At 29.7% G+C, this 11,905-nt stretch carries 10 protein-coding genes and 1 pseudogene; 6 read left to right on the top strand and 5 right to left on the bottom strand.

Annotation, left to right across the window (positions count from 1 at the left end; genetic code table 11):
• The first annotated feature begins 12 nt into the window (after window positions 1-12).
• Window positions 13-2,934, top strand: coding sequence for a DNA topoisomerase IV subunit A (locus VIM70_RS10030; RefSeq protein ID WP_331945616.1), 2,922 nt, complete (start codon window positions 13-15; stop codon window positions 2,932-2,934).
• A 38-nt stretch (window positions 2,935-2,972) separates the two neighbouring features.
• On the opposite strand, the gene VIM70_RS23425 is transcribed toward VIM70_RS10030, so the two are convergent.
• Window positions 2,973-3,440: a GtrA family protein gene (locus tag VIM70_RS23425; protein WP_414648702.1), complete on the bottom strand. Its 468-nt coding sequence runs from the start codon at window positions 3,438-3,440 to the stop codon at window positions 2,973-2,975.
• A gap of 221 nt (window positions 3,441-3,661) precedes the next feature.
• Here VIM70_RS23425 and VIM70_RS10025 point away from each other — a divergent pair, with 221 nt between their 5' ends.
• A complete protein-coding gene (locus VIM70_RS10025; RefSeq protein WP_331945615.1) occupies window positions 3,662-4,912 on the top strand; it encodes a pitrilysin family protein in 1,251 nt (416 codons plus the stop codon).
• A gap of 2 nt (window positions 4,913-4,914) precedes the next feature.
• Window positions 4,915-6,684, top strand: a complete 1,770-nt coding sequence (recJ, locus tag VIM70_RS10020) for a single-stranded-DNA-specific exonuclease RecJ (RefSeq protein ID WP_331945614.1) — start codon at window positions 4,915-4,917, stop codon at window positions 6,682-6,684.
• Between the two features lie 136 nt (window positions 6,685-6,820).
• Here the strand turns inward: recJ and VIM70_RS10015 are convergent, their stop codons facing one another.
• The 4 genes from VIM70_RS10015 to VIM70_RS10000 form a co-directional block, all read right to left on the bottom strand.
• Window positions 6,821-7,003: an alpha/beta-type small acid-soluble spore protein gene (locus VIM70_RS10015; RefSeq protein WP_331945613.1), complete on the bottom strand. Its 183-nt coding sequence runs from the start codon at window positions 7,001-7,003 to the stop codon at window positions 6,821-6,823.
• Between the two features lie 264 nt (window positions 7,004-7,267).
• Window positions 7,268-7,453 (bottom strand): alpha/beta-type small acid-soluble spore protein, encoded by a 186-nt coding sequence (locus VIM70_RS10010; RefSeq protein ID WP_331945611.1) that lies wholly within the window; start codon window positions 7,451-7,453, stop codon window positions 7,268-7,270.
• A 105-nt stretch (window positions 7,454-7,558) separates the two neighbouring features.
• Complete coding sequence (locus VIM70_RS10005) at window positions 7,559-7,744, bottom strand: alpha/beta-type small acid-soluble spore protein (protein WP_331945612.1); 186 nt, start codon at window positions 7,742-7,744, stop codon at window positions 7,559-7,561.
• A gap of 299 nt (window positions 7,745-8,043) precedes the next feature.
• Window positions 8,044-8,229 (bottom strand): alpha/beta-type small acid-soluble spore protein, encoded by a 186-nt coding sequence (locus VIM70_RS10000; protein ID WP_331945611.1) that lies wholly within the window; start codon window positions 8,227-8,229, stop codon window positions 8,044-8,046.
• A 202-nt stretch (window positions 8,230-8,431) separates the two neighbouring features.
• On the opposite strand from VIM70_RS10000, the gene VIM70_RS09995 reads away from it, so the two are divergent.
• The 3 genes and pseudogenes from VIM70_RS09995 to VIM70_RS09985 form a co-directional block, all read left to right on the top strand.
• Window positions 8,432-9,505 (top strand): undecaprenyldiphospho-muramoylpentapeptide beta-N-acetylglucosaminyltransferase, encoded by a 1,074-nt coding sequence (locus VIM70_RS09995; protein ID WP_331945610.1) that lies wholly within the window; start codon window positions 8,432-8,434, stop codon window positions 9,503-9,505.
• A 155-nt stretch (window positions 9,506-9,660) separates the two neighbouring features.
• On the top strand, window positions 9,661-11,052 hold the full coding sequence (locus VIM70_RS09990; protein ID WP_331945609.1) for an MBL fold metallo-hydrolase: 1,392 nt from the start codon (window positions 9,661-9,663) through the stop codon (window positions 11,050-11,052).
• A gap of 472 nt (window positions 11,053-11,524) precedes the next feature.
• Window positions 11,525-11,905 (top strand): annotated as a pseudogene (locus VIM70_RS09985) (pyruvate:ferredoxin (flavodoxin) oxidoreductase); the annotation flags it as partial.

Raw genomic sequence — 11,905 nt, 5'->3', positions numbered from 1 at the left:
GGAATTTATTAAATGGCAAAAAAAGTTGATATACCCAAAGATAATAATATAATAATGACTCCAATTGAAGAAGCAATGCCAGATAATTACCTTCCTTATGCAGTTGAGGTTGCTCGGGAGAGAGCACTGCCAGATGTACGTGATGGTTTAAAACCAGTGCATAGAAGAATTCTTTATGGAGCATATATGCTAAAGGCATTTCCGGACAAGCCTTATTACAAATCAGCAAGAATAGTTGGAGATATACTTGGTAAATACCATCCGCATGGAGATAGCTCCGTTTATGGTGCAATGGTAATACTCGCTCAGGATTTTGCCACAAGAAAGCCACTCATAGATGGTCATGGAAACTGGGGAAGCCAAGATGGGGATAACGCAGCTGCTATGCGTTACACAGAAGCGAGGCTTTCTCCTATTGCGCTTGAAATGATAAGGGATATTGACAAAGGCGTTGTGGAAATGGTAGATAATTATTCTGATACAGAGAAGGAACCATCAGTATTGCCATCAAGATATCCCAATTTGTTGGTTAATGGTACCTTTGGAATTGCTGTAGGAATAGCAACAAACATACCGCCTCATAATTTAGGAGAAGTAATTGATGCAGTTCTAGCTTATGCAGATAACAAAGAAATCACAACAAAAGAGCTTATGAACTACATAAAAGGACCAGATTTACCAACAGGTGGAATTCTAATTGGAAAGAGTGCTATGGAAGCTGCCTATGAGAGTGGGGAAGGAAAGGTAACATTACGGGCTAAAATGAAAATTGAAGTTTTAGAAACAGGACGCCTTGGTATAGTGATTACGGAGTTCCCATACAGGAAAAATAAGGCGAAATTGCTTCAATCCATTTCTGATATGACAGCAGACAAAAAACATTCAAAAGCATTAGAATCCATAATAGATATTAGAGATGAATCTGATAGAACTGGACTTAGGTCTGTAATAGAATTTAAGAAATCCACAGATAAAGAAACTGCCACAAAGGTACTTAAATACCTAATGATGAAAACAGAACTTCAAAGCAATATACCTTTTAATATGGTAGCTCTGGCTAATGGGAAACCTCAAACTATGGGTCTTAAAACAATATTAAAACATTATTTAAATCATCAAAAGGATGTTGTAACTAAAAGAACTCAAAGAGAACTAGAAGTTGCAGAAAATAGATTTCATATTATTGAAGGATTTATTAAAGCAATCGACGTAATGGATGAAATTATAAAAACTATTAGAAACTCAAAATCTAGAAAAGATGCTGGGTTAAATCTTATAGAGCAGTTTAAATTTTCGACTATTCAAACAGATGCAATACTTGAACTGATGTTATATAGGTTAACGGGCCTTGAAATAAAGATATTTTTAAAGGAATACAAAAAATTAGAGATATTAATTAGGGGGTATAAAAAAATTCTTGAAAATGAGAATGAGCTTCTTAAAGTAATAAAAACAGAAATTACAGAAATTAAAGAAAAATATGATGATCCTAGGAGAACTGAAATTATTGAAGATGATAGCCTGGCTAAGATAGAGCTAGAAGACATAATCATAGTTGAAGATGTTATGATGACTTTATCTAATGAGGGGTATATAAAGAGAGTCCCTATGAAATCTTATAATAGGTCTAATATTAATATAGAAGATATAGAGTATAGAGAGGGCGATTTTAATACATATTTACTTCAAACTAACACAAAAGATACGTTGTTGATTTTTACTGAGGTGGGAAATGTATATCAACTAAAAGTAGATTTAGTGCCAGAATATAAGTGGAAGGAAAAAGGTGAAAGACTTGATAACCTTATTAGAGGAATAGATTTAACTAAAGAAAAAGTTATTGCTACATTTTTAATGGGAAATCTATCTTCTAATAAAGAATTTATGTTTTTTACTAACAAAGGGAATATAAAGAAAACATATTTGGATAAATTTGTTACGAGTTATACAAAATTATCTGCCTTAAGACTAAGAGAAAATGAAAAACTTCTCGATGTTAAGTTAGTAGACATAGAAAGAAGAGAATTATTTATAAAGATATTGACCAAAGAAGGTCTTGAATTTTCTTTAGAAGAACCTAAACTTGTTGCAGCTCCTAGAAATATAGTTGGTACTCAGTTATTTAATCTCACTGGGAATGATGAAGTGGTAAAACTGGAATTTACAGAAGGTTATGATTATAAAGAATTTAATCTTAGTATAACTGTAAAAGGTATAATGAAAATATCTAGTAAAAGAACAAATGCACACTTAAGTATTTATACCAAATCCTCATCTATGTTACTTATATTTACTCAAAAGGGATTTGTTCATAAATTACCTAGCTATATGATTCAGAATATCAATAAAAAAAATACATGTATTAATACCTTATTAGATAATCTAAGTATTGATGATAAAATAGTAGATATTATTTCTGTTGATCATTTAAATGAAGAAAGCAGCATATATTTATTTACAAAAAAAGGGTTCGTTAAACGAACTAAACTTAGTGAATTAGAAGGAGATTTTGTATCTACTCTAGTTTATAAACTCAAAACAGAAGACGATAAATTGACCTTTATCAAAATCAACGAAGATAATATAGACAAAGATGTATTGCTAGTGACAAAAAAGGCAATGTGCATAAGATTTAATGTAAACACTATTAATTTTATGGGAAAAGGTGCATCTGGGGTAACCGGAATAAGTTTAAAAGAGAATGATGAGGTTATATTTGTAGATTTAATTAAGGCACAAATTAAAAATACAGAGGGCAATAATAAAATAGCTGCTACATTCGACGAGAAGCTAAGTTTAACAGTTAGTTCATTTAAAGGTGAAAAAAAGATTATAGGACTTCAAGATATAAACGTTCAAAATAGAGCAGGTAGGGGTAAAAACATAACAAGTGCACTAATAGATGATTATGTAGAAAATGTTATTTTAAAATAAAAAAAAGACATGTACTAAAATTTAAATAAAACTTAATTTTAGTCTGTCTTCTTTTTATTGAAAACAAAATACTTATTAATTAGAAAACCAACTAGTCCTATAATCATAGAACCTGTAAGTATAGATATGTTGAGCCAAAGATGGTTTAATTTCATAATATTTTTTGTATGATGCATAATATGGATTAAAGGATTTCTACGTGTTAAGAGTATTAACATAAAGCTATTTAAAATCATACTAAAAAATAGTACACTAGCGTATTGAAAGTAATTATTTCCCTTAGAAGTTTCTTTAAAAGTGAACTTCTTATTTAAGTTATAACTGCAGATTGAATAAACGCAAAACGACATGATGTTAAAAACAAATAACGTTTTACCATGAGTTATTCCCGTGGTATAGGAAAGAATATTTAATATAGTTAAATCTATGATAATGTTAGTAGCACCAACTAAGGCATACTTAATAAATTGGGCTAAAGACTGTAGTTTTTTATTTTTATTACGCATAGAATATTATTCTTAAACTAAATATGCTTAAGAAATTAGTCACCATCCTTTTCATTAAGTTAACATGTTAATTTAGCAATATACATATCAGTGTACAACAAAAGAATAAAAAATAAAATAGAAATGTTTTTAATCAGTAAAGTATATTCACAAATAAAAATATTATGTGACATAGCTTTAGTAATTAAAGTTCAGACAAATAAAATAAAAAAGGTGATTTTATGGAAGAAATAACATTAGAAAATGGAATAAAGTTATTATATAAGAAATCAGAAAACAATTTAACATCGTTTACAATAGGATTTAATGCAGGTGCAAATGTAGAGGAAAAGGAACATTTAGGAATTGCCCACGTAGTAGAGCATATGCTTTTTAAAGGAACTACTTCTCGCACGGAATATGAAATAAATAAATTATGTGATGAGACTTTTGGGTTTTGTAATGCAATGACTAACTATCCATATGTAGTATATTACGGAACAACTTTAGACGAAGACTTTGAAAAAGGATTTGAAATTTACGCAGATATTATTTTGAAACCTTCATTTCCAATCAAGGGATTTAAAGAAGAAATAGAAGTGATTTGCGAAGAACTAAAAGAATGGAAAGACGATTCCAACCAGTTTTGCGAGGATTCTATGCTTTATAATGGGTTTGAAGATCGAAGAATAAAAAATTTGATTATAGGAACACAGGAAAGTGTTAAGGATATAACCTTAGATCAGATAAAAAAATTTTATGAAGAAAATTATACTCCAGATAATTGCATAGTGAGCGTAGTGTCTTCTATGAGCCTTAGTCAAGTTTCAGAAATAGTGGTCAAGTATCTTGGTAGTTTTAAAACTATAAAAGAAAATGAATTTATAATAGGTGGCAAAGAATATATGTACGAAGACAATAAGCCTGGTACCTATTTTGAATATAGAGATGATTTGCAGGGTGCCAAAATTCAATATTGTTTCACCATACATGATTTAAATAATCGAGAAATCAGTGTTTTGAAATTATTTAACCTAGTTTTTGGAGAAGGTACAAGCAGTATATTATTTGATGAAATAAGGACTAAAAGAGGCCTTGTTTATGATATAGGAAGTTTTATTAAAAATGAAACAGGAATAAAACTTTTTACCATATCCCTAGGAACTTCTCAAGAAAGTGTTAAAAAAACTATAGAAATTATTAATAATGAAATAGAAAAAGTTAAAAAACTTAGAAATTTTTTCGATGAATCCCGTATTTTGAAACTTTGTAAAAGTTATAAATTAAGAAGAATGATAACCCTTGAGAAATCTATTCAAACTAGCATGAGTTTATGTGTGCATGAAATTATGTATGGAAATGGTAGTGAAATTTTTTCGGAATTTGATGGGATGAAGAATATAAAAGAAGAGGAAATCATGAGTGTAGTAAACAAAGTTCTAGTCAATGCTACGGTGCAAGTTTTGATGCCAAATGTGGGGAGTAGGAGATAGATATGGAGAAAAAATGGTTATTAAGAAATACTTCTAAAGACATTAAGTCACTAGCTAAAAACTCAGGAGTAAGTGAGGTTATAGCTAAAATTTTAATTAATAGAGGATTTAGTAGTGAAATAGATATAAAAAAATTTATGAGAGCGAGTCTAGATGATTTGTATGATCCGTTTTTAATGAAAGATATGGAAAAAGCTATTGGGTTAATTAAATTAGCTATAGAAAACAAAGAAAAAATTGTAGTATACGGAGATTACGATGCAGATGGGGTTACTAGTACTGTCATAATGTATAAGGCATTAAAATACTGTGGAGCGAATGTGGATTTTCATGTGCCAGATAGACAAAATGAAGGTTATGGTATAAATAGTGACAGAATAATAAAACTAAAGCAGCAAGGTTTCGGAGTAATATTAACATGCGATAATGGAATTGCAGCAATGGATCAGGTTAAATTGGCAAAAGCGTTAGGAATGACAGTAATAATAACTGATCACCATGAACTCCAATTTGAAGAAAATGAAGCAGGTGTTAGAATTTTTAAGGTGCCCAATGCAGATGCGGTTATTAATCCAAAACAAGAAGATTGTAGTTATCCGTTTAAACAATTGTGTGGTGCAGGAATCGCTTTTAAATTTGTACAAGCTCTATATAAAAAACTTGGAATTAGTAAAGAATTTGTAAAGGAATTTATAGAAATAGCAGGAATAGGAACTATTTGTGATGTGGTAGATCTAATAGACGAAAACAGAGTAATTGCTAAAAATGCTTTAGAGATGTTAACAAATACAAAAAATGTAGGGTTAAAATGTCTAAAGGAGATTTTAGGAATTAATGATAAAGAAATAAAATGTTATCACGTCGGGTTCCAAATAGGGCCATGCATAAATGCTACTGGAAGACTTGAATCGGCGGCTATATCAGTTGAACTACTTTTATGTGAGGAAGAAAATAGAGCAAAAGAATTAGCAAAAACATTATTTGAACTTAATAAAAAAAGACAAGAGATGACTAACCAAAATGTGGAAGAAGTAATAGAGGTTGTGAAAAATTCAACATTTAAAAATGACAAGGTATTAATAATTTATAAAGATACAATTCATGAGAGCATAGCAGGAATTGTAGCGGGGCGTGTTAGGGAAACTTTTAATGTGCCAACAATAATATTAACTAAAGGAAAAGAGAATCCTAAAGGGTCAGCAAGATCTATAGTTGAATATAATTTATTTGAAGAGTTAATTAAATGCAAAGAGTTAATGGAGAATTTCGGAGGTCATCCAATGGCTGCAGGGCTGTCTATTAAGGAAGAAAACATAGAAAAGCTAAGACAAAAATTAAATCATATTTGTACATTAACTGATGAAGATATTCAGCCTAAGGTAAGAATAGACCAAAGAATGCCATTAAGTAAAATAAATTACGAGATGATTTACGAATTAGAACTTTTAGAACCCTTTGGTAAAGGTAATTCAACCCCATTGCTTGCAGAAAAAAATATTCCTATTTTAAAAATTGATATTTTAGGCAAAAACGCTAATACATTAAAAATTAAATGTATAATGCCTGGAGTAAATAAATGGATTGATGGAATATGTTTCAATAGAGTAGATGAATTTATTGAACTGCTCAAAGATAGATATGGAGAAGAGCATATGAGTTATCTTAATAATCCAAGAGGGTTAAAATTAGATTTGATTTTTACACCTCAAATTAATGAGTATAATGGTTATAAATCTATTCAATTAAAAATATTAGAATTTAAACTTAGCTAAATTAAATGCATTTAAATAGATTGTAATTCAATTATATTATAGTACTGAATATTATTTGTTTGTACATTGTTAGAGGCACATAGACACGTATGTCTATATGCCTCTATTTCATTTTAAAATTACATTATTTTTTTAATTATAAATTTCTCTCGTATTGTTCTACCATTTTTTTTACCATTTCTCCGCCAACAGAACCACATTGTCTTGAAGTCAAGTCACCATTGTAATCTGTAAAATTAACTCCTAATTCTTTTGCAGTTTCCATTTTGAATGAATATAATCCAGCTTTAGCTTCAGGTACTAATTTTCTGTTTGACATTTACTATCACTCCTTTTAATTTATTTTTGTTATGATAGTATCTTGTGCAGAAATGAGAAATATATAATAGAATATTTGAGGGAAATGAGGGAGTAAAACATTTTTAATCACAATATCTGTAATCAAAGAAATATATTAATAGAATACAAAATAATTGCATAATCAATTGTAAAAAACTGAACATTTTTAAACTTAGGCAAAAACAAGCGAAGAAAAGAGGTGTATGGCTAGCATACACCTCTCATCTATTTTTAAAATTACAAATTATAGGTTTTTTTCGTATTGTTCAACCATTTTTTTAACCATTTGTCCGCCTACAGATCCATTTTGTCTAGAAGTAAGATCTCCATTGTAACCCTCTGATAAATTTACTCCAACTTCTTTGGCAGCTTCCATTTTAAATTTATTTAAACCTGCTTTTGCTTCTGGTACTAAATTTCTGTTTGCCATTTATAAACAACTCCTTCTATAATTTATTTTTGTTATGATGATACCTTCTACTGAAACTTCAAATATTTAATCGATATTGCAATCAGGAAGATATAAGAATTTAAATTAAAGGTTTTTTTCGTATTGCTCTACCATTTTTTTAACCATTTGTCCGCCTACAGATCCATTTTGTCTTGAAGTAAGATCTCCATTGTAACCATTTGTTAAATTCACTCCAACTTCTTGAGCAGCTTCCATTTTAAATTTGTTTAATCCTGCTTTTGCTTCTGGTACTAAATTTCTGTTTGCCATTTTTAATCACCCCTTTAATAATTATTTTTGGTATAATAATATCTTGTGCAGAATTAAGAAATATATAATAGAATATTGGAGGTAAATAAGGGAAATATAACATATTAAATTAACTTTTGTAACAATGCAAAAGATTTAGAGTAAATTAAATCAATTACCTATATTAGGATATATTTTACTTACATTATTTTAAAAATAAAACACATATGTTTATATTATTTGGGCAAAAATAGCAAAGTTAAAAGGGATATGACTAGCATATCACTAGCATATCCCTTTTAACTAATTAGAATTTTAAATTATAGGTTTTTTTCGTATTGTTCTACCATTTTCTTTACCATTTGTCCGCCTACAGATCCATTTTGTCTAGAAGTAAGATCTCCATTGTAACCTTCTGATAAATTCACTCCAACTTCTTTAGCAGCTTCCATTTTAAATTTGTTTAAACCTGCTTTTGCTTCTGGTACTAAATTTCTGTTTGCCATAATAATGACCTCCTTTTATTTTTGTAATTACTTGATGATAGTAGTTTATCCGTATAGTTTATTTTTAAATTAGTGAATTGAAGGGTAGTTTTGAAAATTATGGACAATATAATTTTTAGTTAATACTAAACTTTTCATTCGAATTAGTATATAATGATGTAGAATATACTGCGTAAAACATACTTTTAGAAGGAGTGTTAAAGTGGAAAAACACAAAATAATAATGACAGGTGGAGGTTCGGCAGGACATGTAACACCAAATCTTGCACTAATACCAAAACTTAAAATGTTAGGTTATGAAATTGAATATATTGGAACCAAAGAAGGTATTGAAAGAAAAATAATAGAGGACGAAAATATAAAATATTATCCTATATCTAGTGGGAAACTTCGAAGATATTTTGATGTTAAAAATTTTACAGATCCTATAAAAGTAATTAAAGGTATTTTTGAAGCAAAAAAAATAATAAAAATGCAAAAACCTGATATTGTTTTTTCTAAGGGTGGGTTTGTTTCGGTACCTGTAGTGCTTGCCGCATTTTTAAACAGGGTTCCAGTAATTGCTCATGAATGTGATATTACACCAGGACTTGCTAATAAATTAGTAGCTCCTTATTGTACAAAAATATGTGTAACTTTTCCAGAAGCACTTAAGGAAATAAAAAGTGGAAAAGGAGTAGTAACTGGTAATCCGTTGCGATGTGAGTTATTTGAAGGAAGCAAAATAAAAGCTAATGAGATATGTGGATTTAATAATAAAAAACCTGTTTTAATGATTATCGGTGGTAGTTTAGGTTCTAAAGTTATAAATCAAGTTGTACGTGTCAAGCTTGATGATTTAATGCTTAGCTATAATATTATTCATATTTGTGGAAGTGGTAATTTTGATAAATCCCTGGAGAATAAAAATGGATACAAACAGTTTGAATATGTAAAAGATGAATTACCTCATTTATTAGCTAGTGCAGATATCGTAGTTTCTAGGGCGGGGGCAAATGTAATTTTTGAACTTTTAGCACTAAGAAAACCTAATTTATTGATTCCGTTATCAGCCAAGGCTAGCCGAGGGGATCAAATACTTAACGCAAGATCTTTTGAAAAAAGCGGTTATAGTATGGTTGTAAAAGATGAGGAATTAACTCCTGAAAATTTAGAATTAAAGATTAAAGAATTGTATAATAATAAAAACACATATATTGAAAAGATGAAGTCTAGTAACACAGAAAAAAGTATTGATTTAATAGTAGAATTAATAGAAAAATATAGAAAAAGATGAAGAAAGTAAAATTTCTTCATCTTTTTTTAAGTATGAAATTATAAATGATTATAGAAACATTGAAAAAGGTGCAAACTATAAATATAAAAGTATATTTTTGATTATCATATAAAAATAGAAAAAATTTGAATGAAAAGAATTAAAGGAGAAACAGAATGGAACTTCAATTTTTAGGCGCAGCGGAATGTGTTACAGGGTCGTGTCATTTGATAAAAGTGAGAGACAAAACTATTTTACTGGATTGTGGATTATACCAAGGAGGAGATGGAAAAGGAGGGAAAAATGAAAGTTTTCAATTTAACCCTAAAGATATAGATTTAGTTATACTATCACATGCTCACATAGACCATAGTGGTAGAATTCCTTTACTTTATAAACATGGATTTATTGGTGATATAATTTGCACAAAAGCTACTAAGGAATTATGCCAGGTAATGTTACCTGATAGCGGTCACATTCAAGAGATGGAAGTTCAGTGGAAAAACAAGAAACTTAAAAGAAAAGGGCTCCAGCCTAATGTTGCATTATATTCATCAACTGATGCGGAAGATTGTTTAAAGCTTTTTAAGAGTTTTCCTTATAACACAGAAATAAAACCTTTTGATGGATTGACAATTACCTTAAGGGATGCAGGCCATTTATTAGGGTCAGCTATTATAGAACTCCAAGTGCAGGAGAAAGAAAGTCTACCGCTTAAACTTGTTTATAGTGGGGATTTGGGTAACTTGAACATTCCACTCATTAATGACCCTACATTTATAAACAGTGCAGATTATGTGATTATGGAAACTACTTATGGAGATAAGGTGCATAATAATTTTAAAGATGTATTAAAAGAATTGGCAGATATAATAAAGGAAACTTTCCATAGGGGCGGGAATGTTATAATTCCATCATTTGCAGTAGGCAGAACACAAGAGGTTCTATATGCCCTAAATAAGTATTTTGAAGAGGATATGATTAAAGGCTGGTCGGTATATGTTGATAGCCCTCTTGCTGAAAAAGCAACAAGAATTTTTGAAAATAACAAAGAAATTTTTGATGATGAATCAAAAGAATTAGAAAAACAGGATAGTAATATACTGGATTTCAAGGGATTAATTTTTACTCATTCTGCAGAGGAGTCTATGAAACTTAATGAAGTTAAGAATTCAATAGTAATATTATCTACAAGTGGAATGTGTGATGCAGGTAGAATAAAACACCATTTAAAGCATAATTTATGGAGGAAAGAAAGCTCTATAGTATTTGTAGGATATCAAGCACAAGGCACATTAGGTCGTGAGATTTTAGATGGGAATAAAATGGTTAAGATTTTTGAAGAAGATATTTCTGTTGCTGCGTCAATATATAATCTACAAAGCCTTTCTGGGCATGCCGATAGAAATGGTTTGATTAACTGGATAGAACATATGGGAGTAAAACCTAAAAAGGTTTTTCTTGTACATGGAGATAAGAATTCCCAAACAAGTTTTAAAAAATTATTGGATTTAAGAGGATATCAGTCGGCAATTGTAAAAACAAGTCAAAAATTTAATATTGAATAGGAAAGTTATACCATATACACCCAAAAAACTTGAATATTTTTCGTTTTGATGTATAATTAAGAGGTAAGAATAACTATCTTTTATTATGAGAGTATGGTTGGTAGTAATAAAACAATTGACAATAATATACTTAGGTAGTGTTGAAAATATTGAAGTTCTAGCTAATCACATAGCTAAAGTTGCAAAAAAACAGTACTACTGAAAAAAAGAGAAAAGATTTTGTTAAATAACTTTTGATTATGGAAATTTATCATGTAGTGTAATGATGAGATAATTCACAAATTACATAGATTATAAAGGGCTATCACCTCCAGCTAACGCTGAGAAGTGTTAGCTAGTTTTGCATAAAATCCATTATAAAGTTATTATTTTTAAGTGTAGTTTTGTTTTTAGAACAATACTCTTATTTGTAATTTAGATAAAAACTTTAAAAACACAGGTTATAATCTTATTAAGAAAGAAGGCCAATTAAATGAGAAAAATGAAAACTATGGACGGAAATACAGCAGCAGCGCACGTTGCCTATGCTTATACCGATGTTGCAGCTATTTACCCAATAACACCATCTTCAACAATGGCAGAGTATTGTGATGAATTAGCAGCTAAAGGAACAAAAAACGTATTTGGTCAAAAGGTTAAAATAATGGAAATGCAATCAGAAGCAGGAGCAGCAGGAGCAGTTCATGGTTCACTTCAAACGGGAGCATTAACATCAACTTTTACTTGTTCTCAAGGATTATTATTAATGATCCCAAATATGTATAAAATAGCAGGAGAACTACTACCAGGAGTATTCCATGTAGCTGCTAGAGCGTTAACTACTCATGCACTTAATATTTTTGGAGATCATCAA

The organism is Clostridium sp., assembly GCF_036569345.1.
Taxonomy (GTDB): Bacteria; Bacillota; Clostridia; order Clostridiales; family Clostridiaceae; genus Clostridium_AD.
Note: the sequence above shows the minus strand (reverse complement) of the source record. Positions and strands in the feature narration are given on the sequence as shown.